The following is a 21,828-nucleotide window of genomic DNA, read 5'->3' on the forward strand; positions in this document are numbered from 1 at the left end:
GCCGGACCCCGGCGGTCTCTACACGGAATCCAGCCACGGGCACAGCGCCTGATGGCAGAATGTGACCATGCGGCCACCCCGAGCGAAGTACTTCAACACCACCGGCCCGTGCGGCCCACAGCACCACTACATGCTGTCCCCCACGCAGCGGCTCCCACAGGCACGGACGCTCATCGACATGGACCGCTACTTCGTGCTGCACGCACCCCGGCAGACCGGGAAGACGACCGCGCTGCGCACCCTGGCGTCCGAGCTCACCGCCGAGGGCGACGTCGCAGCGCTGATGTTCTCCTGCGAGCGTGCCAAGGCAGCCGGCGACGACTACGCCGCCGCGGAGTCGATCCTGCTGAAGTCCATCCGCGAAGCCGCTGAGCGATCGGGATGGCCGGACGAGTTGCTGCCGCCGAGTCCCTGGCCGCAGTCAACGCCGGGTACCCAGTTCAGTGCGGCGCTGAGCGAGTGGTGCCGCCGCAGCCCGCGTCGGGTGGTGCTGTTCCTCGACGAGATCGACGCCCTGCAGGGCACCAGCATGATCAGCATCCTCAGCCAGCTCCGCGATGGCCACAACGCGCGACACGAGGGCCATTTCTTCCCCACATCCGTGGTGCTGTGCGGGGTGCGCAACGTGCGTGACTACAAGGTCGCCTCGGGTGGCGATCCCGGCGGGTGGAACCCGGCCAGCCCGTTCAACATCATCGCTGAGTCGCTGCGCCTGGGCGACTTCACCACCGATCAGATCGCCGAGTTGTACGACCAGCACACGCAGGCGACCGGCCAGGAGTTCACCAAGGACGCGGTGGATCGGGTCTTCGAGCTGACGCAGGGACAACCGTGGCTGGTCAACGCCCTCGCCTTTGAGATCACTTCTCGGATGGGGGTGACCGGCGACATCACCGCCAGGCAGGTGGAGGAGGCCAAGGAGCGGTTGATCCGGGCGCGCGCCATGCATCTGGACACGCTGGTGACCCGGCTGCACGAACCACGGGTGGAACGGGTGATCGAACCGATCGTGGCGGGAATGTTGCCAAGCATAGACGCCGCTTTTGATGATGACGTCTCCTACGTCCACGATCTGGGCCTCATCCGGGGGACCCGGAATCTGGAGATCGCCAACCCGATCTATCGAGAGGTCCTGCTACGGGTGCTGGGTAATCGCACGGAACGGTTCGTGCAGGCTGATCCGCGCAGCTTCGTGCTGCCGGACGGCCGTTTCGACCTGGATCGGCTGCTGCAGGAGTTCGTCGTGTTCTGGCGCGAGCACGGCGAGGTGCTCATCCGGCAGGAGGGTTACCACGAGGCCGCCTGCCAGATCATCCTCATGGCCTTCCTGCACCGGCTGGTCAACGGCGGAGGCTATCTCGACCGGGAGTACGCCGCCGGCACCAAGCGCCTGGACGTGCTGGTCCGCTGGCCCTACACCGGTCCGGAAGGCGAACGGCTGATGCAGCGGGAGGCGATGGAGCTGAAGGTCTGGCGGGTGGGCGGGGACGACCCGTTGCCCGACGGTCTCGCGCAGCTCGACCGGTATCTGGACCGGCTCAGTCTCTCCACCGGCGTGCTGGTGATCTTCGACCGGCGCCCGGAGGCCCCGTCCTGGAAGGAACGAGGCGCTTTCGAGCAGGCGACCACACCCTCCGGCCGCCAGATCACCGTTCTGCGGGTGTGACGGCTGCCCGAGCCTTCAGGCCCCCTTTCCCGGCAGCACGGCGCTGTCATGCATACTGCAGTATGCTTGCCGCATGGCGGACACGACGCGCATCACGGTGACGCTGCCGAGTGACCAGGTCGCCGAGCTCAGGAAGCTCACCGACAACATCTCCGGCTATGTCGCCGAGGCGGTGGCACGCCAGTTGCGGCACCAGCTTCTCGGCACCGACCTCCTGCGTCACCAGGAGGAGCACGGAGAGTTCACCGAGGAGGAGCTGGCTCAGGCTCGCTCCAGGATCTTCAAGACGGCGGAGCGCGACGGATCAGCGGGCGCTGCGTGATCGAGCACGTCGAAACCGTTGTCCTGGACTCCCAAGGGCTCTCCGCATGGATCGCGCAGGACCGCAAGATTCTCGCGATGTTCCAGGTGTTCCACAGCATGGGCGCCGATTTCGTCATCGGCGCCAACGCCATCGTGGAAGTCAGCCACACACGAGTGAACATGCCTCGGCTGCACTGGGTGCTCTCCCGCGTCAAGGTCGAGCCGGTGACCGAAGGTGCGGCGAAGGCGTCCGCGAAACTGCTCAAGGCCGCAGGTCTGCACGGCCACAAGTACGCGATCGACGCGACGGTCGCCGAGGTGGCACTGCGCCAGCCGGGTCCGGTGGCCATGCTGACCTCCGATGTCGACGACATGGCCCGACTGTGCGGCGACCGTGTCCTGCTCATCGGTATCTGAGCGGACGAAACGCCGTCGCTCGCCCCACCCCGCCTCCGCCTGGCTCCGGCCGTTCCCGGCTGATATCCGCAGCGATAAGACAGCCCTCCTTACCCGCGGTTGGGCTCACCTGGGCGGGGACACGCTGTGGGGTGACAGCGGACCAGTTCCGAGCCTGCCTGAGGTCGGGTCGCCGCGACCCGCCTTCCATCCGCTGCACCAATCGGCGGTGATCGTCGGCTGAAAGCGCCGGGGTGAGCGGATCGAAGACCCGCTCACCCCAGCTTCGTCAGAGGGTGACCGCTCCCGTCAGGAGATCCTCGAAGTGGTCGGCGGCGGGGGCGTCGATCCCGCGCAGCGGGCCGTGATCGACGAGGTGAGTCTCAACGTAGAGGCGGGCGACCAGCGCCTTGCGGCCGTCGTCGAGGCCCCACGTGGCCTGGTCCTCCAGCAGGGCGGCGGCGTACACGTCGGCCATGAACTGCGCCAGCGGATACAGCCGCTCCTCTGCCACCGCGGGCTCCAGCGCGGCCCACGCCGAGACGGCCTTGGCGAGGTCGTCGATGCGAACGTGCACCAGGTCGGAGGTGGCCAGGTCGCGCAGGCGGTCGAGGAAGGGCACGTGGGCCTGCTCCTTCACCATGGCCCGCCGCACGTCGAGGCAGAGGATGTTGTCGCCGCCCTCCCAGATGGGGTTGACCTGGGCGTCGCGCAGGAGGCGGGCCACCGGCCACTGCTCGATGTAGCCGTTGCCGCCGTGCACCTCGATCGCGTCGCTGGCCGCCGTCACGCCGAGGCGGGCGGCGCGGAGCTTGATCAGGGCGGGGGCGAGGCGCAGGCGGGGGCCCACGAGGCCGTCGAAGACGAGCGCCTGGGCGGCCTCGACCTCGACGATCAGCTCGCTCAGCTTGCGGCGCATGAGCGGCTGGTCGATGAGCGGCCGCCCGAACGCCTCGCGTGCCCTGGCGTAGCAGATCGACTCCACCAACGCGCGCCTGGCCACGCCGACGCCCATCATGGACACGCCGAGCCTGGAGGCGTTGGTGAGCTTCATCATGGTCCCGAGCCCGGAGCCGGTGCCCTCCCCCGAGAGCGGAAAAGCCTCCGCGTCGGTGAGCTCGACCTCCGCCGACGCGACCGACCTGGTGCCGAGCTTGTCCTTGAGCCGCCTGATCCGCAGCCCGTTGCGGCTTCCGTCCCGCCGCTCCCACAGCACGAGGAACGGCGCCACGTTCCCGTCGGGGCGCCTGGCCAGCACCACGAACGCGGATCCGTTGGCGTTGGAGGCGAACCACTTGAAGCCGGTCAGCAGCCACGCGTCGCCGGCGGGCACCGCCGTGGCCTCCAGCGCGGCCAGGTCCGAGCCGCCCGTCCGCTCGGTGAACATCTGAGCGGCCTCGCCGGAGTAGTAGCCGTTGGCGAAGATCTCCCGTACCCGATCGCGTACGTCCGGGGGCGCGTGCTTCTCGGCGAGGGAGACCACCATGTCCCCGCCGGTGCCGAGCGCGCAGCCCATCCCGATGTCGGCCTGATCGAGCAGGTACGTCCACGCGGCGGCGAGCGCGGCCGGGTTCGCCCCCTGCGCGCGGGCCTCGGCGGCGAAGGACGGCGAGGTGAAGTTGTCCTCCATGAGCGCCTGCCGGGCCGCGTGGAACGACGGCGGCATGACGACCTCGCTGACGTCCCTGCCCCACTTGTCGTACTTCTCCAGCCGCGGCGGGTTGCGATCGGTCTCCTCGGCGCACTCGGCCACGAGCCCGCCCGTCAGCGCGCCCAGCCGGTCGAGGTGCGGCTCCGCCCAGGCGAAGCCCTCGCCCAGATGGCGCCGCATGAGCAGGCGCAGCGTGGGATCGCAGGTCCACCAGTTGCGCCCGGCGGCGCCCTGGTAGCGCTCGGTGGCGTAACGGTCGCTGCGGTCGAAAGGTTCGATGAGATAGCGCCCCATACTCGCGAGTGTTACATATACTCGACACGCGATGGAAGAGCGTAACAACCTGAGCGCCAGATCGGCCGTGCTGAGCGCGCTGCTGGGCAGCCACCCGCCGCGGCTGCCGGCCCGGCACCTGGTGCGCATCGGCGCGCTCTTCGGCATCGCCGAGGGCACCGTACGGGTGGCGCTGTCGCGCATGGTCGCGGCCGGTGACCTGCTGCAGGACGACCGTTTCTACACGCTGTCGGAGCGGCTGGTCGAGCGCCAGGCAAGGCAGGACGAGAGCCGCGACCCGCACACCAGGCCGTGGGACGGCACCTGGGAGGTGGCCGTGGTCACCGCCGAGCGGCGCGCGCCCGCCGACCGGGCCGCGTTCCGGGCCACGATGACCGCGCTGCGCCTGGCCGAGCTGCGCGAGGGCACCTGGATGCGGCCCGCCAACCTGGTGCGCGCGTGGCCCGAGGCCGTCACGGCGCAGTGCACGCTGATCGACGGCCGGCCGCACGCCGACCCCACTCCCCTGCTGTGGGACCTGGACGGCTGGGCGACCGAGGCCCACCGGCTGGAGCAGGCCCTCGACCGGGCCTTTGACCGCGCCTTTGACCGGGCCTTTGACCGCGCCGACGGGCTGACCGGCGGGCTGGCCGAGGGCTTCCTGGTCTCCGCCGCCGTGCTGCGCCACCTCCTGGCCGACCCGCTGCTCCCGGAGGAGCTGCTGCCGGCCGGCTGGCCGGGCGCGGAGCTGCGCGCCCGCTACGACGACTTCGACCGCCACTACCGCGAGGTGCTCTACCGGCACCTCCAGGACTGAGCGGCCTTACAGCGGCACGCCGAAGATGATCCGCCGGTTCCTGAACTCGGTGACGCTCCACAGCTTGCCGCCCTGCACCGTCAGGTCCTCGGGCCCGACGGGGAGCTGACGCGTCTGCAGCTTGCCGTCGGCGTGGACGAGCAGCTTGCCGTTGGCGTTGGCGCCGGACGCCTGGCTCAGGTACCACTTGCCGCCCCACGAGATGGCGCCCTGGATCTTGGGCTGTCCCATCACGAAGGCGTCCTCGGGCTCGCCGCCGGACAGGCCCAGGCTCCAGCGGCCCACCCAGCCGCCCGGGTCGTTCTCGCGGTACTCGCCGGTGACCAGCCGCGGCGTGCCGCCGCTGCGGTCGATCGAGACGAACGAGAAGAGCGGCCCCGGCTTCGCGATCTTCCAGAAGTCGGTCTGCGGCATCACGTACCGGTAGCCGAACGCGTGGAACTTGCCGCCGTGCCGCCCGATCTGCTTGGGGTCGCCCAGGTCGTTCTGGGCGGTGCGCAGGTCGAGCACGCGCTTGAGGTCGAAGACGCGCAGCCCCCTCTTGGTGTCGGCGACGTAGACCAGGTCGCCGTCGCACGCGACGCCGCCCGCGTGGATGTTGATCGGCCCGTACGAGCCATCCGGCTTCGCCGTGACCAGCAGCGCATGCTGATATTTCAGGGTTTTGGGGCTGAGAAAGGACAGCCTGATGCCCCGCTCGCCCACCTCCGGCTTGAAGTACCAGGTCGCCAGGAACGCCGGCACCCCGATGGAGCCCGACTCGTCGGAGCAGGTCAGCCCCTGCGGGTACCAGTCGACCGTGTCCTGGTCCTTGTCGTCGAAGGCGTACCACTCGGCCGGTCGCGGACTCATCGCCCCGAGCGCGCTCGACGCCCCCTTGCGCACCGCGAGCCGGTTGGCCTGCGCCAGCACCGCCTCGACGCCGGCGCTGCCGATCTCCCCCGCCAGCTTGGCCGCCCCTTCGGCCAGGTCGCCCGTCTCCCGGCGCAAGGCGAAGGGCGCCTTGTCCGTGGGTACCATCCCCGTTGCCGCCATAACTCCCTCGCTTTGCCGTCCCTTGACCTAGTTTGACGGAAAGAGTGCGACGGAAGTTTGCGTTCAGGGCCACAAATGCACCGGAAGTCCCGAGAGTGCGAGCTCTCGGTAGCGCCGTACGAGTCGTTCCCTGTCGCCGTGGAAGCGCTCCAGCGCCTCTCGCTGCCAGGCCGAGCCCGTGCGGCGCAGCCGGGTGCGCTGCGCGATCACGTCCAGCGCGCGGTCGGCATCGGACGGCGTCACCCCGGCCGCGAGCAGCCCTTCCCGCGCCTCGGGCAGCAGGCGGAGCACCAGCTCGGCCGCCTCGAAGCCGGCGTCGGAGCCGGGCCAGGAGAGCTTGGCGTCCAGCCCGTGCATGGCCGCGCGGTAGAAGTTCTGGTACGCCTGCGCGAACCGGAAGCCGGTCAGGTCCCGCTCCGCCTGCGACAACGTCAGCCCGAGCAGGAACGCGGTGTTGGCCGCCAGGTCCGCGCACGACGGCCCCGCCGGCAGCGCCCGCATCTCGATCCGCAGGTGGCCGCCGTCGGCCGGGTCGTAGACGGGCCGGTTCCACTGCCAGATCGTGCCCTGGTGCAGCCGCAGCTCCGGCACCTCGTACGGCTCCGCGTCGTCCCTCAGGTCTGGCACCACGGGGTCGTAGTCCCGCACGGACCGCTCGAACAGCTCGTACGCGCCCTCCCGCACCCAGTCGGAGCCGAACGTGACCCGCCCGTCCCTGCGCTCGCGCCGCTGCACGTCCCGGTCGTCGGCGGCCTCCTCCATCAGCGCGATGCGCGTCTCCTCCCACAGCCGCCGCCCGAGGAAGAACGGCGAGTTCCCGCAGGCGGCCAGCACCGGCCCGACGGCGAGCTGGGCGGCGTTGAACAGCCGGGCGAAGCGGTCGGGCGGCGTGCGGACGTGCACCTGCCAGGAGGTGTTGGCGCTCTCGAGGATCACGTCCTCCACCGACAGCTCCAGATCCTCGATCTTGACCAGGAACGGCTCCAGCCGCAGCCGCCTGAAGCCCCTGCTCATGGCCCGGTAGCGGTTCTGGTCGCTCATCGCGCCGACCGTGAAGTCCGCGGCGTCCAGCGTGGGCAGGATGCCGATGGGCAGCGCGCCCCCGCCCTCCGCCACTCCGTCCACCGCGCGGTCCACCTTGGCGATCGTCTCCTGCACCTCCCCGCTCAGCCGCGCGAAGGGCTCGCCGGCCAGCGGCGTCGGGGTCAGGTTCACCTCAAGGTTGTAGCGGCCCAGCTCCAGCACCACGCGGGGGTCAGCGAGGGCTTCGAGCACCTCGCTGTTGCGCGGCAGCGGCCGGCCGCACCCGTCGATCAGGAACAGCTCCAGCTCGGCCCCGATCGTGGCCGGGCCCTGGCCGAAGCCGGGGGTCGCGAGCAGCTCGCGCAGCACGCCGAGCTGCTCCCGCGTCCGCTCCCCGAAGGCCGCGTACTCCACCTCAGTAAACCGCTCCTTATCCAGATCTTGTCCCATCACCCCCTTCTGTCCTGTTCACCCGGTTTGACACCTCACCAGCGGACAGAGCCCGCGTCCTCCAGGTACGCCCCGGTAGGGCCGTCCGCGTCGAGGGTCGCGAGCCGCACGGCGATGGCCGCGCCCTGCTCGGCGGTGCGGAACCCCATGTGCCCGTTGAGGTCGGTGGCGCAGTAGCCGGGGTTGGCCGCGTTCACCTTGATCGGGGTGTCCATCAGCTCCTTGGCGTAGCAGACGGTGATCATGTTGAGCGCGGTCTTGGAGGAGTTGTAGGCGATGATGTTGACGTCCCAGAAGGGGCTCTCCCGGTCCATCGCCATGCCCAGCGAGCCCAGCTCGCTCGTCATGTTCACGATCCGCCCGGCCTCCGACTCCCGCAGCAGCGGCAGCATCGCGTTGGTCACCGTGACCACGCCGAACACGTTCGTCTCATAGACCTCCCTGAGCGCCCCTGCGGGGGTGGCGCTGGGGCGCGGGTCGGCGAAGCCGCCGGTGATCCCGGCGTTGTTGACCAGGATGTCCAGCCGCCCGTACTCCTGCTCGACCCACTTCGCGGCCGAGGCCACGCTCGCCTCGTCGGTCACGTCGAGCCGCACGTACGGCTGCCCCAGCCGCTCCCCGGCGGCCCGCCCCCGCTCCTCGTCGCGCGCCCCCACGATCGTGGTGACACCCTGCTCGGCCAGCAGCCGCGCGATCTCGTGGCCGATTCCCTTGTTGGCGCCCGTGATGAGGGCAATCTTCGTCATGCCGCCCACGTTCGTCCAGGTCACAGGGGGCGCGGGAGAGACCTGGAGAGCCTGGTATCAGCGGTACCACCCACCCGCGACCGGACATCGCCGAGGATGGAGGCATGAACCGCGACGAACTAGCCGACTTCCTCCGTGTCAGGCGCGCCCGCGTCACCCCCGCCGAGGTGGGCCTGCCCGGCGGCGAGCGGCGCCGCACGCCGGGCCTGCGCAGGCAGGAGGTCGCGCAGCTCGCGGGCATGTCGATCGACTACTACATCCGGCTGGAGCAGGGCCGGGGCCCGCACCCGTCCAGGCAGGTGCTCAACGCGCTGGCCAGGGCGCTCATGCTCGGCCAGGACGAGCGCGCCCACCTGCTCCACCTGGCCGGACACGTGGTGGAGACGCCGCGGATCAGGGAGGACGTGCCCCAGAGCCTGCTGCACCTGATCGGGTTCCTGGAGGAGGTCCCCGCGTACGTGCTGGACGCCAGGTACGACATCCGCGCCTGGAACCCCCTGGCCAGCGCGCTCATGGGCGGCCTCGAAGCCGTGGACCCGGAGGACCGGAACGTCATCCGCTGGGTCTTCATGTCCCCCGACATCGCCGAGCACCTCAGCGACGAGGAGAAGAGCCGCTTCGCCCGCGCCTCGGTCGCCGACCTGCGCGCCGCCGCGGGCCGCTACCCCGACGACCGGCCCCTCCAGGCGCTGGTCGCCGAGATGCTCGCGCTCAGCCCGCACTTCGCCGAGCTGTGGGCCAGGTACGAGGTCGAGGTCCGCAGGGAGCAGCGCAAACAGGTCACGCACCCGGTGGTCGGCACCATCGACGCGATCTGTCAGGTCATGCCCGTGCCCGACCGCGACGATCTCCGCCTCGTCCTCTACACCACCGAACCGGGTTCGCCCTCCCACCAGGCCTTGCGCGACCTGCGGCAACTGACCCTAAGCTGATCGGCCGGCCGCCGTGGAGATCCCTCCGTTCAGGCGGGCAAGACGGCGTATGGTCCCCATGCTTCCGCCTGAAAGGCGTAGGCGTATCCGTCCGCTCGTTGTAGCAGACGAATGTGACGGTAGCTGATGCTTTGGACGGTGCTGTGAGCGGTGGTGATGTTGAAGCTGCCGCTGGCGCGGACGGCGACGCGGCCCATGTGCGTGCCTTGCTTTTTGCCAGTGGGGACGACGGCGATCACCAGGTCGCCGGTGGCGTAGCCGAAAAACGTCTTATGCCGGGGAAGGCGGAGGCGGGGGAAGCCATGCTTGTTGGTGCGAGTGCGGGTGTGGGTGCCGCGGCCAGTGCATCCTACTATCAGCACCGTGGACACGGTTTGAGCGATGGTGTCGAGTTCGCCGACGGCCAGGGCATCGAGCGTGTGGGTTTTGGGCAAGTAGTTGCGAGTGCGGTTCCACTTGGTGCGACCCCCCGAGGTCACGTGGGTGGGCAGGCGAGCGTCGAGTTCACGCCAGAGCGCCCAGCGGGTGGACTGCACGGCCGCGGCGTCGCGAAGCGGGGCTTTCGCTTGGGCCAAGATACTGGCGAGCAGCTTCGGCCTGCCTTCAAGGAACTCTGCGATCGGCCGGTTGGACTTCGAGGTGTTGCATGCCACGCAGGACAAGGTCAGGTTGGAGACCCGGTCGGTGCCGCCGCGGCTGCGGGCATGGATGTGGTCGATGTTCAACGGCACACCACGGGCGCCGCAGTAGGCACACTGTCGTCCCCACTTGGTGAGCAGGTATTCGCGGACCTCAGTTCCGTGCAACGTGCCGTGCTGGTATTCCACACCTTCCAAAGGCCCGCCGGCACTGATGGCGTGGGTGTCGAAGGTGACCCGCTCCAGGTGCACCGCCCGCACCGGCGCCCAACGAGCCAGCCGGTTCACCCATGAGACCGTGGTGACCACAAGGTGGTGTAGAGATGGCGGCAACCATTCGCGGCGGCGGCCGCGGTTCGAGAAGCGCGGCCTGCGATAGCGCAGATTCCGGACACGGCGGGCACGCCGGTAGGCAGCTCGCTGCTGCATCTTCCTGACGATGGCCGCGCCGCGGTGGTCGAGTTGGATGCCGTACCGGGCGCGGCGCTGGCCGGCTCGCGCGGTGAACACGGCGATCCCGGTGTGCCGGGAGCCGGGGTCGACACCCAGCTCCACGCCGTCTATCTCGCTCTCGGCTGTGGTGCGGTCCTTCAGGCGAATGACAAACGGCGTGTGGCGGTGAACGACGGCCCTTCCCTTCTTGAGCAGCCGGCGTGCTCTGGCTGGGGTGCAGGGCTGCAGCGGGCGCCCATGCTTGTCGAGCACGAACACATAGGGCGGGGACTCACGTCCCTTCTCCCGGACCGGGCGGTCCGGGGTGACGCCCCCGGCGGCAGGTGAAGTGCCGGGGATCTCCTCTCGCACATGTCTCGCGCCGGGCGCCGCCTTGCGGCGGCTCTCGGTCCCCGTTTCGTCCCTGATCCCGGGGTTGTCTGCTGGACCGAGTTCCAGAGCAGGCTGCTGAGGAGGCACAGCCTGGTGGGTCTTCTGTCCTGCGCGAAACGTAGCCAACGTCGATCACTTCCAACTAGGTGTTGGCTGGTGCTGGTAACACACGGGCCTCAGCCATCTCGGCCGAAAGCCCCCGCTTCTTGCATCGGGGGATCCGGTTACCTTCGGTGGCGAGCTCAAGCAGTTATGAGAGCCTCACTCCCCGCACACACACTACTGAATGTGATCGAGCCTTTCCATAGTGTTTTCGAGTAGAGGGGCCTCCAACTGTCCATACCGCCGAACCCCGTTCCCAACAGGCCTTGCGCGACCTGGGGCAACTGGCTCTAAAGCTAGGCTGATGAAATGCGAGCGGTTGCCTTTGAACTTTTCGGTGGTGAGCTCGACGTGCGCGAGCTGCCCGACCCGTCCCCTGCCGCGCACGGAGCGGTGATCAGGGTCGAGGCCACGGGGCTGTGCCGGTCCGACTGGCACGGCTGGCAGGGGCACGACCCCGACATCAAGGTCCTGCCCCACGTGCCGGGCCACGAGCTGGCGGGGGTCGTCGAGGCGGTCGGCTCCGACGTGCGCGCCTGGCGGCCGGGGACGCGCGTGACGGTCCCGTTCATCTGCGCCTGCGGCTCGTGCCCGTCCTGCGCCACCGGCGACCAGCAGGTGTGCGAGCGGCAGACGCAGCCCGGCTTCACCCACTGGGGCTCGTTCGCCGAGTACGTGGCCATCGACCACGCCGACGTCAACCTGATCGCGATCCCCGAGGACATGGCCTACGCCACGGCGGCCGGGCTCGGCTGCCGCTTCGCCACCGCGTTCCGCGCCGTGGCACAGGTCGGCGAGGTGCGGCCGGGCGAGTGGGTGGCGGTGCACGGGTGCGGCGGCGTGGGCCTGTCCGCCGTGATGATCGCGACGGCGGCCGGGGCCCGCGTGGTGGCCGTGGACATCAGCACCGACGCCCTGCACCTGGCCGAGCAGGCCGGGGCCACGCACTTCGTCAACGGTTCGGCCGGTGACGCGGCGGCCCAGGTCAGGGAGCTGACCCGGGGCGGCGCCCACGTGTCGATCGACGCGCTGGGCAGCCCGCAGACCTGCGCCGCCTCCATCGAGAGCCTGCGCCGCAAGGGCCGCCACGTGCAGGTGGGGCTGCTGCCGGGCGGGCCGACGCCGGTGCCGATGGGCCGCGTGATCGGCCATGAGCTGCGGCTGCTGGGCAGTCACGGCATGGCCGCGCACGCGTACCCGCCGATGCTGGAGATGATCAGGGCCGGGATCCTCCACCCCGACCAGCTCATCACCCGCACGATCGGGCTGGCCGACGCCGGCAAGGCGCTGGCCTCGATCGGCTCGGTGCCGGGCGTCACGATGATCACTCCTCGATCTCCACTCTGAGGGTCCTGAGCACGATCGCCAGCATCGTGTAGTGGGCCACGAGCACGACCAGCTCGATCCTGCCCGGCTCGTCGTAGCGGTCGCACAGCGCCGTCCAGGTGGCGTCGGTCAGGTCGCCGGCGTAGTGGAGGTCGTCGGCGACCTGGAGCACGAGCTGGTCCTCGACCGGCCAGAGGGCGTCGGGGTGGCTGACCGACGCGATCTCCAGGTCGGTGAGCCCGGCCTCGCTGCCCAGGCGGGCGTGGTGGGCCCACACGTAGGCGCTGCCGGTGTGGTAGGCGGTGCGGAGGATGGCCAGCTCCCGGTCGCGGGCGGGCAGCGTGCCGTCCAGCAGGACGCCGCCGAAGCCCAGCCACTCCTTGTAGAGCGCGGGGTGGCGGGCCAGCGTGGTGAACACGTTGTGCGGGTTGGCCTTCGTGAAATCGTCCCATTCTTCGGGCGGGAGGGGGCGGACGCGTGGTTCCATGTCGTTGACCATTCCCCAAAAGCACAGGTTTGGTCTGACGGATATTTGGCAGGACTTTTCACATCGGGGTCAATAAGTCAGGATTAGGGAGCCCGCAGACGTTGCAAGCCGGCCGACCGCAAGGACGCATGGTGATTCGAACGTTGCTCGCTGAGGACATGAACTTGGTACGCGGGGCGATCGTGGCGCTGCTGGCTTATGAGGAAGACATCGAGGTCGTGGCCGAGGTCTCCAGGGGAGACCGCATCCTGGCCGCGGCCAGGGCGACCCGGCCGGACGTCGCCGTGATCGACATCGCGTTACCCGGCAAGGACGGGCTCACCGCCGCCGGCGAGCTGCACGCGAAGCTGCCCGAGTGCGGGGTGCTCATCCTGACCGGTGTGGGCACGCCGGGCCTGCTCAAGCGGGCGCTCGAGGTGCACGTACGGGGCTTCATGGCCAAGGACGCCCCGCCGGACCGGCTGGCGGACGGGATCCGGCGGGTGGCCGAGGGAGAGCGGGTCATCGACTCGGAGCTGGCCATCGCGGCCATGCGGCCCGCCGAGGCGCCGCTGACGCCGCGCGAGCTGGACGTCATCGGGGCCGCGGCGGACGGGGCGTCGATCGGGGAGATCGCCGCGTCGCTGTACCTGTCGGAGGGCACGGTGCGCAACTACCTGTCCAAGACGTCGGCCAAGCTGGGCGCCCGCAGCAGGATCGACGCCATCCGCATCGCCAGGGAGTCAGGCTGGATCTGAGCCCGGTACGTCCAGGCCCGTGTGCGCGGCGAGGAAGGCGAGGGCGTCGGCCGCCAGGGCCACCGACCTGCCGGCCGCCCGCGCGCCGTGGCCCACGTCCGGCTCGTGCCGGAGCAGGATCGGCCGGTCTCCGCCCGCCGCCCACTGCAGCGCGGCGCACATCTTGCGCGCGTGCATCGGATCGACCCGCGTGTCGCCCGCCGAGACCGTGAACAGCGTCGGCGGGTAGTCCGTCCCCTTCCTGACCTGGTGGTAGGGCGAATAGGCGAGCAGCCACGCCAGTTGCTCGGGGTCCTCGGGGTCGCCGTACTCGCCGGTCCAGGAGGGGCCGAGGCCGCCGAGGTGGTAGCGGGCCATGTCGAGCAGGCCCGCCGAGCACACCGCCGCCGCGAACAGGCCGGGCCGCTGGGTGAGGGCCGCGCCGACGAGGAGTCCGCCGTTCGACTCGCCCCAGATGCCGAGCCGGTCCGGGGTCGTCCAGCCGTCGGCGATGAGCTTGTCCGCGGCGGCGGCGAAGTCGTCGAACACGTTCTGCTTGCGCTCCAGCATGCCGTCCCTGTGCCACTGCTCGCCTTCCTCGCCGCCGCCCCTGAGGTTGGCGACGGCCAGCACGCCGCCCGCCTCGACCCAGGCCAGGGAGTCGGCGGCGTAGCCGGGCAGGAGGGGGATGCCGAAGCCGCCGTACCCGGTGAGGATCGTGGGGCGGGGGCCGCCCGTCGGCGGGCCGGCCACCACGACCATGCGGACGCGGGTGCCGTCGGCGGAGGCGTACTCGATGTGGTGGCTGCGCACGTCGGGCCGGCTCACGCGGCCCGGCGCGGCCGACCACAGGGTGGTGGCGCCGGTGCGGACGTCGTGGCGCCAGACCTCGGGGGGCGTGACGGCGTCGGTGTAGGCGAACCACGCCTCGGGGCCGCCGCCGGGGCGCGAGGTCAGCGAGGTGACGGTGCCGCTGCCGGGCAGCGGCACAGTGCCCAGCCGCTCCCCCGTGCGGGCGTGGTGCACGGCGATCTCCGCCACGGCGTGCCGGGTCCTGGCGACGAGCAGCCTGTCGCCGTCGAGCACCGTGAACGCGCCCAGCACCGCCTCCGGGTCCTCGGGGATCAGCTCCCGCCACGCGCCGGGCGCCCCGGGGTCGGCCACGCAGAGCCTGCGCCGCGGCGCGTCCGTGTCGGTGACCAGGTAGAGGCGGCCGTCGCAGGCCACCGCCGCCGCCAGGGCGCCGGGTATGGGACGGGGCTCGCTCCGTCCGCCCGATTCGAGCTCGCCCTGACCGCCCGAATCGGGCGCGCCCCGACCGGCCGACCCGAACCCGTCCTGACCGGCTGCATCGAGTTCGCCTTGGTCGCCCGGCTCGGCGAGCCAGAGCGAGCCGCCCGCCGAGATCGTCAGCCAGCGGCCGTCGGCGCTGATCTGCACGCCGTAGCGGACCGGCCCTCTCGTGAAGACGGGTACGTCCGCCGCATCGCCGATCCTGTGCAGGAAGACGCCCTCGTGGAAGCGCACGTAGTAGAAGGCCGCGCCGCCCGGCAGCCAGGCGACCGCCGAATAGCGGCAGCCGCCGACGGGCCCGTCCACGACGGCGCCGGTGTCCACGTCCCTGACGTACAGGTCCGCCTTCTCGTCGCCTCTGCGCGAGATCTGGTACGCCAGCAGGCGCCCTTCCAGGTCGGGCTGCCAGTCGTCCAGCGTCGTGAGCCCCGTGGGGTCGAGCTCCATGGGGTCGAGGACGACGCGGTCGCCGCAGTGGAGGACCGGGTGTTCCTGGGAGGGGGTCTGGCGCAGGTGGAAGCTCCGCTCGCCGCGCCACAGCGGCGGGGTGACCAGGCCCGCCTCCCTGAGCTCGGTGAGCCGGGCGCGGAACCGCTCGCGGTGGGGCAGGCGGGCGGCGCCGTCGCGCCACAGCCGGTCCTGCTCCGCCAGCCAGGCCGTGGTGGCGGGGGCGTCGGGGTCTTCGAGCCAGCGGTACGGGTCGTCGATCCCACTCGGCGTCGAGCCGCCGGGGAGGCGCTCGGCGCGCGGATATTTGTACAGAAATTTCATGACACGGGCTCCGGGTGCCAGTGGCCGGCCAGGTCTGCGTAGAGCGGAGAGGTCCTGATCAGCTCGTCGTGGGTGCCGATGGTCACCCGCGTACCGTCCATGAGGAGGATGCGGCGGGCGCGCAGGGCGGAGGTGAGGCGGTGGGCGACGACGACGAGCGTGCCGCCGCGCCGCGCGAACGCGGTCTCCGCGCGGGCCTCGGCCGCGGGGTCGAGGTGGCAGGTGGCCTCGTCGAGGATGACCAGCGGGGCGGGGGCGAGGTAGGCGCGGGCGAGCGCGATGAGCTGGCGCTGGCCTGCCGAGAGCGCCGCCGGGTCGAGCCGGGCCCCGTAACCGCCCAGCTCGTCGACCAGCTCGCGGGCCCCGACGGCCGCGACGGCCTCGTCCAGCCTCGCGACGAGGTCGATGCACGTCCCCTGGGCGGTGTCGGGGCACTCCCCCTGGACGGTGTCGGGGCAGGCTACCCGTTGCGGGGCCGCTTCGAGGGCGGCCGTCCGTCGAGGGGTCGCTTCGGGGTCACCCGCCATTCGCGGGGTGGTGCCGGGCGGTGCGCCGAGTGCGGTGAGGTTCTCCATCAGGGTGCCGCGGAAGACGTACGCCTCCTGGGGGATCAGCGCGCGGACGGCGGGGTCGGCCTGGTCGGCGGGGACGCCGCCGATCAGGGCCTCGCCCGCGCCGGGCCGGAGCATGCCGCTGACCAGGGCCGCGAGCGTGGACTTGCCGGCCCCGCTGGGTCCCACGATCGCCAGGTGGTCGCCCTCCGGGATGGCGAGGTCCAGGTGGTCGACGACGGGGGCGGAGTGCGGGCCGTACGCGAAGGTGACGGCGGCGAGCCGCACGTCGCAGGCGCGGGGACGGATCCTGGGCAGGGGCGGCGCGGCGGGCGGGGCGGAGGCGGCGATGCGGCCGAGCGTGGCGGCCAGGCGGATGCCGCTGACCCCGAGCCCCTGCACGAGGCCGCCGAGCGCGGGGGTCAGGGACTGCGTGACGTACGCGAGCGTGCCGGCGATCACGCCGGGGCCGAGGCCGCCGTCCAGCAGCCATGGGGTGCCGGCCAGCACGAGGACGACCGGCAGCCAGCCGCCCACGGCCAGGGCCGCGGTGCGGGCGGCGGTCACCCCGGCGAGCGCGCGGGCGGCGGCGGCCTGCGCGCCGACCTGGCGTTCCAGCCGTCCGGCCACGTGTTCGCGCAGGCCGCACGCCTCGATGTCGCGCAGCCCGCCCGCCATGGCCGTCATCTCGTCGGCCAGCCGTTCGTCGGCCAGCAGGAACGCCCGCTGCCTGCGTGCGAGGGCAGGCAGTGAGGCCAGGAACAGTCCGAGCCCGGCGGCGAACGGCGGGAGCACGAGGGTGAGCGTCTGCGGGGCCAGCGTCACCAGCCCCAGCACCACGCCGGCCACCGTGAACACGAACCCCCTGACGGTCGTGACGACGGCCGCGAAGGCGTCCCTGGCCAGCTCGACCTGGAGTGTCGCCCGCGCCACCGCGGCGCTGTCGCGGCTCGTGGCCCGGCTCAGGGTCCCCTCGACGACGTGCGTCAGGAGGTCGTCCCTGAACGGCTCCGCCACCGCCGCGACGGCCAGCACGACCTGCCGGGCGGCCACCGCCCCGACCAGCCACGCGACGCCGAGCGCGGCCAGCCACGCCAGCCCGGTCATGGGCTCGGCCCTGGCGAACCCGTCCTCGATGGCCCGGGCGACGGCGTGCCCGATGAGGAACGCGGGCGCCGCTTCGAGCACGGACCAGAACCCGATCCGGGCCAGCCGCCGCGGCTCACGCCCCAACGCCCGCCAGAATCCGACCCGCCCCGCCCCGCCACCCCCTGTGACCCACCCCGGCCCGCCGCTCCCCATGCCCGGCTCCGGCTCGCCGCCGACCGTGCCCGGCCTGGCGGGCTCGTCGCCGGCCTTGGTCCGTGCCGCGCGCCGCCGTCGGCCGGGGGCCGTCATGGCGTCGCTCCCTGGAAGACCGCCCGGTAGTCAGGGTCCCGCCACAGCACGTGGTGCGGCCCCCGGCCCCGCACCTCCCCGCCCTCCAGCCAGACGACCTGGTCGGCGCGGGCGGCCGTGGCGAGCCGGTGGGCCGCGATCAGCCGGGTGCGGCCCCGCCGGTCGGTGGCGAGCGCCCGCCCGACCTCGCGCTCCGTCACGGTGTCGAGGCTGGAGGTGGCGTCGTCGAGCACCAGCAGCCGTTCCCCCTGCGCGAACGCCCTGGCCAGGCCGATCCGCTGCCGCTCGCCGCCGGACATCGGGGCCTCGCGCAAGGGTGTGCCGTAGCCGAGCAGCAGCCGCCGGATGAACGGGTCCGCGCGCGCCGCCTCCGCCGCCTCGGCCGCGGCGGGTCCGGTGGCCGTCGTGATGGCCTCCCCCACGGTCTCGCCCACCAGGACCGGGCGTTCGAAGGCGTACCCGATGGCCTTGCGCAGTTCCTCACGCGGCAGTTCGGGCAGCGGGACCCCGTCGAGCAGGACGGCGCCGCGCGCCGGGTCGGTCAGGCGGCCCGCCAGTGCGGCCAGCAGGGACTTGCCCGACCCGGACCGTCCGACCACCGCGGTCACCGAGCCCCCGGGCAGTGTGAGGTCCCCGACGGTCAGGCCGTCCACCGCCACGTCGCGGAACTCGACCGTGCCCGGCCCGGCGGGGAGCGTGCGCGTGCCATGGGTGACAGGGGGGAGTTCGAGGATCTCGGCCACCCGTCCGGCGGCCGCCCGTGCCCGGGCCAGGCCTCCGACGAAGCCCAGGGAGGTGCTGAGTGACGCCCCGAGCACGGCGTAGCGGGCGGCGGCGTACAGCTCTCCGACGGTGAGGCGGCCGGAGGCGAGCATGAACCCGCCGACGATCAGCACCGCGACCTCCAGCAGCGGCACCACGAGCCCCGACTGGACCGCTGCCCCGGCGTTGGCCCGCCACAGCGACATGCCGTGGGCCCGCAGCCGGGGCAGCGGCTCCAGCACGCGCCGCGCCTCCCGGGCGGCGGTCCCCGCCGCGGCGATCGTGCGCGCCCCCTCCATGGCGTCCACGAGCCGGGCGGCGATCTCGCCCTGCACCTCCTGGTACCCGCCCGAGATCACCGTCGTCGCGCGGAGGAAGGCACGCAGCACGAGCAGGATGGCCACGATGCCCACCCCGAGCGTCAGCGTCAGGACGGGCGCGATGAGCGTGAGCGCGACCAGCGCGCCTGCCGTGGGCACGAGCAGCGCGAGCGCGCCGGTCACCGTCTCCGGGGCCCGGCCCGCCTCCTCGGCGTTCAGCCCGGCCCTGGTGACCAGCTCGCCTTCGGGGAAACGCCGGGTGGCCGCCGGCCCGGCGCCGAGCACGTGGCGCAGGACCCCGAGGCGCAGCCTGGCGGCGGCGAACGCGCCGCAGGCGCCGCGGGCCCAGACGCCGAGGCTCTCGCAGAGCACGACGGCGGCGACGGCGCAAGCACAGAGGGTCAGCCAGAGGGTGCCGTCCAGCCGATGTATGACGAAGGCGTCCACGGTGCGGCCGACGAGGTACGGGACCGCGAGCTCACCCGCCGCGCCGGCGACCGCGGTGACGGCCAGGACGGCGGGCCAGGGGCCGCCGCGCCGTACCGTGCCGATCACCAGCCGGTCTCCCGCTCGCACCCGATGCCTCCTTGGTGTCGGCGTCCCCGCGCCGTCCAGGACGGCGCGGGGACCGATATCGCGGATCAGTGGCAAAGTGCGACACTGAGGTTGCTGGGCTTGCCTGAGTGACACGAGAGAACCGTCAGCGTGCTGCCACCACTGGCGACGTCGCTAGCCGCGGGGGCCTCGAGACCCTGCAGGTCGAGAAGAACCATTCGTTACACCTCCTTCCGGGACTCGTCGGGGGCGGACCGCTCGGTGGCGGCCGCCAGGAACGGCAGGTGGCCAGGCTGGTCGCCCAGGGCCGCCCCGAGGGCGAAGAGCACGCCCGCCGTTCCGGTCGCGAAATCCATGGAGAGGCGCAACAGCTGGTCGCCGGGGAACGCGAGCCCCCCGCCGTACGGCAGCGCGTGCCAGCTCAAGCCCTTGACGTGCTCGCGCGGGTCGCCCGCGCCGGCCGCGAGCAGGCCCGCGCGCCCGGTGAACAGCCCCGACTGGACGAAGAAGCCGGCGTGCCCGGCCAGCCGCAGCTCGGCCAGCGCCGTCGCGAGCTCCTCGTCGTGGTGGTGCGCGAGGTAGCGCTCCAGCACGAGGGCGATCCCGGCCGACCCCTCGTCCAGGTACGGCAGCAGCCGCCAGCCCTGGTTCACCTGGAGGGAGCCGTCCGCGGAGTGGCGGCAGCGCCGCAGGTCCTGCCGGAGCGCGGTCGCCGCCAGGTCGAGCAGGGCCCGGTCCCCGGTGTGCTCGAACGCGTGCAGGAACAGCAGCGCGGGCCCCGACGAACCGTACATGAGCCCGGCCCTCGGGTGGGAGCCGCCGCTGAGCTCGGGAACGGGTCCGGCGAGCCGCTCCGCGCAGATGTCCGCGGCGCGCAGGGCGAGGTCGGCGCGGCCGAAGCGGAGGAGGTTCAGCCCGATGCCGGACAAACCAGAGAACAGGGCCGACTCCAGCCGCTCCCAGTTCTCGCGCAGGCAGACGTCGACCAGTTCGTGCGCGGGCTCGTGGTGTCCGAGGAGGCCGAGCACGTACGCGATGCCGTGCAGCCCGTCGTACAGGCCGAGCCCGGAGCCCTGGACGGGGCGGAGGGCGCGGTCGCGTAACCAGCGCTCGTACTCGGGGAACGGCCCGAGGCCCGCGCGGTGCAGCGCGAAGAGCACGCCGGCCGCGCCATGGGCCAGGTTGAGCCCGCCGCCCGGCCGGAACTGGGCCACGTCGCCGGGGAACAGCCGGTCGTCACGCGCGGGCGTGGCGCCGGCCACGATGGCCCGGCACATCGCGTCCCGCAGCTCGGGCCAGGTGCCGGGCATGCTCACTGGCATGGTCACTGGGTCGCCGTCGCCGCCGATGGTCGCGACGGCCTCGTCCACCGTCTCCGGCGGCACGGGGAACGTCTCCTTGACGATCTCCCCCAGGTGGGCCGCCTTCGCCCGGTGCAGCGGCAGCATGATCGTGCACTGCGGGGCGAACAGGCCGAGCCGCAGGCAGGCCAGCGCGTACCGGTCCACGTCCACGCCCTGGCGGTCGGCGGGCGCGATGAAGGCGGGGTGGGCCAGCGCGGCGCGGGCCCCGTCCGCGGCGAGGGTGGCGACCTCGTAGTCGATCAGCGCCACCCGGCCGTCGGCGGTCAGCAGGATGTTGTCCGGGTGCAGGTCGCCGAAGACGACCCCGCGCTCGTGCAGCGACTCGACGGCCCGCTCCACGCTCTCCAGCGTCTCGACCGCCCACGCCGTGTAGTCGGCCAGGTCCGGCTCGGTGCGGTCGGCGCGGGTCAGCGGGTAGCGCTGCACGAGCCGCCGCTGGAGCGGCGTCCCGTCCACGAACTCCTGCACGAGGAAGTCGTGCTCGCCCAGGCTGAAGTAGTCGCGCAGCGCGGGCGCGGCGGGCAGGCCGGACAGGTGCCGGAGCATGTCGCGCTCGTGCCGGAGCCGGGTGACGGCGTCGCGTCCGGCCGCGTCGAGCCCGGCGTGCGGCCTGGCCTCCTTGAGCACGACCCGCTCGTCCGTACGCGTGTCCCGCGCGAGGTAGACGCCGCCGCCGTTGGAGAAGTGCAGCACGCTCTCGACCCGGTACGGCAGCCCGGCCGTCGTCACCGCGTTGCGCGCGGTCAGATGCGGCTCCAGGAACCCGGGCAGCGTGGTCCACGGCGGCACCGAGAACGTCGCGCCGCGCACGTCGGGCACCAGCCGCCCGTCGCCGTCCTCGACGGCCAGCACGCGCTCGCCCGAGCCGGACAGGCAGTGCCGCTCGGCGAACCCGCCGTACCTGACGAACAGCGGGCCGGCGCCGTAGCGCAGGTCGCTGAGGATGTACGGGCCTTCGACCTCGCGCAGCAGCTCGTCGAGCTCCTTCAGGACGAGCTCCAGCTGGTCCTCGTCCCGCGGGTAGACGGTGATCAGCTTGCCGCTGGACGCCCGGGAGGCGGCCTTGGAGTTGACCATGACGAGCACGGGGGCGCCGCGCAGGAACTTGAACGCGATCCGGCGCGGCACGCAGTAGCTCCACACGGCGGCGATGGCCTGCTCGGCGTCCTCCATGCGGGCGGACACGTGGATCTTCCAGCCCTGGGCCGGCAGGGGCGGCTCGTCGTCGGGGGCGAAATAGCACCAGGTGTCGGTCAGGGCGGTCGACCAGCCGGCGGGCACAGGTTCGCGCAGAAGGGGAAAGTCGGCGTCTTCCGCCGTGCCGTGTTCGAGCGAGTCGTAGAAACGCGGATCCACCAGGCAGTACAGCTCGTACTTGTCCATCTGGCGCCGACCTCCAAGGCGTTGTCCCTTAGAGATTGCCGCCGT

The 21,828-nt window shown here is 72.0% G+C and carries 18 protein-coding genes; 7 read left to right on the forward strand and 11 right to left on the reverse strand.

Annotation, left to right across the window (positions count from 1 at the left end; all coding sequences use genetic code 11):
• Positions 1-67 precede the first annotated feature (67 nt).
• From ABZS69_RS12845 to ABZS69_RS12855, 3 genes are all read left to right on the forward strand, one after another.
• Entirely contained in the window at positions 68-1,666 is a 1,599-nt protein-coding gene (locus ABZS69_RS12845; RefSeq protein ID WP_355370354.1) for an ATP-binding protein, read from the forward strand.
• A gap of 73 nt (positions 1,667-1,739) precedes the next feature.
• Positions 1,740-1,988 (forward strand): type II toxin-antitoxin system CcdA family antitoxin, encoded by a 249-nt coding sequence (locus ABZS69_RS12850; protein ID WP_355370356.1) that lies wholly within the window; start codon positions 1,740-1,742, stop codon positions 1,986-1,988.
• Positions 1,985-2,386: a DNA-binding protein gene (locus ABZS69_RS12855; protein WP_355370358.1), complete on the forward strand. Its 402-nt coding sequence runs from the start codon at positions 1,985-1,987 to the stop codon at positions 2,384-2,386. Before ABZS69_RS12850 ends, ABZS69_RS12855 begins: the two co-directional genes overlap by 4 nt.
• Before the next feature lie 268 nt (positions 2,387-2,654).
• On the opposite strand, the gene ABZS69_RS12860 is transcribed toward ABZS69_RS12855, so the two are convergent.
• Entirely contained in the window at positions 2,655-4,310 is a 1,656-nt protein-coding gene (locus ABZS69_RS12860) for an acyl-CoA dehydrogenase family protein (RefSeq protein WP_355370361.1), read from the reverse strand.
• 31 nt (positions 4,311-4,341) lie between these two features.
• Here ABZS69_RS12860 and ABZS69_RS12865 point away from each other — a divergent pair, with 31 nt between their 5' ends.
• Entirely contained in the window at positions 4,342-5,106 is a 765-nt protein-coding gene (locus ABZS69_RS12865) for a PaaX family transcriptional regulator C-terminal domain-containing protein (RefSeq protein WP_355370364.1), read from the forward strand.
• 6 nt (positions 5,107-5,112) lie between these two features.
• On the opposite strand, the gene ABZS69_RS12870 is transcribed toward ABZS69_RS12865, so the two are convergent.
• From ABZS69_RS12870 to ABZS69_RS12880, 3 genes are all read right to left on the reverse strand, one after another.
• Positions 5,113-6,126, reverse strand: a complete 1,014-nt coding sequence (locus ABZS69_RS12870) for a hypothetical protein (protein ID WP_355370367.1) — start codon at positions 6,124-6,126, stop codon at positions 5,113-5,115.
• Positions 6,127-6,204: 78 nt separating this feature from the next.
• The gene (locus ABZS69_RS12875) at positions 6,205-7,578 is read right to left on the reverse strand and encodes a glutamate--cysteine ligase (RefSeq protein WP_355370370.1); all 1,374 of its coding nucleotides are present in this window, start codon (positions 7,576-7,578) and stop codon (positions 6,205-6,207) included.
• A 71-nt stretch (positions 7,579-7,649) separates the two neighbouring features.
• Positions 7,650-8,360, reverse strand: coding sequence for an SDR family oxidoreductase (locus ABZS69_RS12880; protein WP_355370371.1), 711 nt, complete (start codon positions 8,358-8,360; stop codon positions 7,650-7,652).
• A 104-nt stretch (positions 8,361-8,464) separates the two neighbouring features.
• Here ABZS69_RS12880 and ABZS69_RS12885 point away from each other — a divergent pair, with 104 nt between their 5' ends.
• Positions 8,465-9,292: a helix-turn-helix transcriptional regulator gene (locus ABZS69_RS12885; protein WP_355370373.1), complete on the forward strand. Its 828-nt coding sequence runs from the start codon at positions 8,465-8,467 to the stop codon at positions 9,290-9,292.
• 29 nt (positions 9,293-9,321) lie between these two features.
• Here the strand turns inward: ABZS69_RS12885 and iscB are convergent, their stop codons facing one another.
• Positions 9,322-10,635 (reverse strand): RNA-guided endonuclease IscB, encoded by a 1,314-nt coding sequence (iscB, locus tag ABZS69_RS12890; RefSeq protein WP_355370376.1) that lies wholly within the window; start codon positions 10,633-10,635, stop codon positions 9,322-9,324.
• A gap of 531 nt (positions 10,636-11,166) precedes the next feature.
• Here iscB and ABZS69_RS12895 point away from each other — a divergent pair.
• Complete coding sequence (locus ABZS69_RS12895; RefSeq protein ID WP_355370379.1) at positions 11,167-12,204, forward strand: zinc-dependent alcohol dehydrogenase family protein; 1,038 nt, start codon at positions 11,167-11,169, stop codon at positions 12,202-12,204.
• On the opposite strand, the gene ABZS69_RS12900 is transcribed toward ABZS69_RS12895, so the two are convergent.
• The gene (locus ABZS69_RS12900) at positions 12,182-12,670 is read right to left on the reverse strand and encodes a carboxymuconolactone decarboxylase family protein (RefSeq protein WP_355370380.1); all 489 of its coding nucleotides are present in this window, start codon (positions 12,668-12,670) and stop codon (positions 12,182-12,184) included. The two genes, ABZS69_RS12895 and ABZS69_RS12900, sit on opposite strands and share 23 nt — an antisense overlap.
• Before the next feature lie 128 nt (positions 12,671-12,798).
• Between ABZS69_RS12900 and ABZS69_RS12905 the strand changes: the two genes are divergently transcribed.
• On the forward strand, positions 12,799-13,407 hold the full coding sequence (locus ABZS69_RS12905) for a response regulator transcription factor (protein ID WP_355370383.1): 609 nt from the start codon (positions 12,799-12,801) through the stop codon (positions 13,405-13,407).
• Here the strand turns inward: ABZS69_RS12905 and ABZS69_RS12910 are convergent.
• The 5 genes from ABZS69_RS12910 to lanKC form a co-directional block, all read right to left on the reverse strand.
• A complete protein-coding gene (locus ABZS69_RS12910) occupies positions 13,393-15,450 on the reverse strand; it encodes a prolyl oligopeptidase family serine peptidase (RefSeq protein WP_355370386.1) in 2,058 nt (685 codons plus the stop codon). The genes ABZS69_RS12905 and ABZS69_RS12910 overlap by 15 nt on opposite strands.
• Entirely contained in the window at positions 15,447-17,399 is a 1,953-nt protein-coding gene (locus tag ABZS69_RS12915; protein WP_355370388.1) for an ABC transporter ATP-binding protein, read from the reverse strand. The genes ABZS69_RS12910 and ABZS69_RS12915 overlap by 4 nt, the downstream gene beginning before the upstream one ends.
• Complete coding sequence (locus tag ABZS69_RS12920) at positions 17,396-19,057, reverse strand: ABC transporter ATP-binding protein (protein WP_355370391.1); 1,662 nt, start codon at positions 19,055-19,057, stop codon at positions 17,396-17,398. Before ABZS69_RS12920 ends, ABZS69_RS12915 begins: the two co-directional genes overlap by 4 nt.
• A 65-nt stretch (positions 19,058-19,122) precedes the next feature.
• On the reverse strand, positions 19,123-19,254 hold the full coding sequence (locus ABZS69_RS12925; protein WP_103955008.1) for a SapB/AmfS family lanthipeptide: 132 nt from the start codon (positions 19,252-19,254) through the stop codon (positions 19,123-19,125).
• Positions 19,255-19,257: 3 nt separating this feature from the next.
• Positions 19,258-21,783 (reverse strand): class III lanthionine synthetase LanKC, encoded by a 2,526-nt coding sequence (gene lanKC, locus ABZS69_RS12930; protein WP_355370395.1) that lies wholly within the window; start codon positions 21,781-21,783, stop codon positions 19,258-19,260.
• Between the last annotated feature and the right edge of the window lie 45 nt (positions 21,784-21,828).

Source organism: Nonomuraea sp. NPDC005650 (assembly GCF_040605375.1).
Lineage (GTDB): Bacteria > Actinomycetota > Actinomycetes > Streptosporangiales > Streptosporangiaceae > Nonomuraea.